The sequence below is a fragment of the Pandoraea terrigena genome, assembly GCF_902459705.1.
Classification (GTDB): Bacteria; Pseudomonadota; Gammaproteobacteria; order Burkholderiales; family Burkholderiaceae; genus Pandoraea; species Pandoraea terrigena.
The window spans coordinates 1-514 of the sequence record NZ_CABPRU010000035.1 but is presented as its reverse complement, the minus strand read 5'-3'; the positions used below and the strand labels follow the sequence as shown (position 1 = coordinate 514).

1 pseudogene is annotated in these 514 nt (G+C 63.4%); it reads left to right on the top strand.

From position 1 onward, the window contains the following. Positions 1–55: 55 nt before the first annotated feature. Positions 56–514 (top strand): annotated as a pseudogene (locus PTE31013_RS24675) (electron transfer flavoprotein subunit alpha/FixB family protein); the annotation flags it as partial.

Here is a 514-nt window from a genome sequence, read left to right as displayed (position 1 = left end):
GCGCTCGTCGATAAGCTGAAGACCGAAGCGAAGGTCATCTAAGGGAGACGACGAGATGAGCATCCTGGTAATTGCTGAACACGACAATCAAACGATCAAGGCGGCAACGCTGAACACGGTGGCGGCGGCGCTGCAATGCGGCGAGGACGTGCACGTGCTGGTGGCGGGCCACAACGCGAAGACGGCGGCCGATGCGGCTGCACAGATCGCGGGTGTGAAGACGGTGCTGCTGGCTGACGCGCCGTATTTCGGTGACGGTCTGGCGGAGAACATCGCGGACGAAGTGGTGTCGATCGCAGGCGCGTACTCGCACATCCTGGCGCCGGCCACGGCGTACGGCAAGAACATCGCGCCGCGAGTGGCGGCCCTGCTGGACGTGGCGCAGATTTCGGACATCACGAAGGTCGACAGCGCGGACACGTTCGAGCGTCCGATTTATGCGGGCAACGCGATCGCGACGGTGCAAAGCGCGGACAAGGTGAAGGTGATCACGGTGCGCTCGACGGGGTTTGAC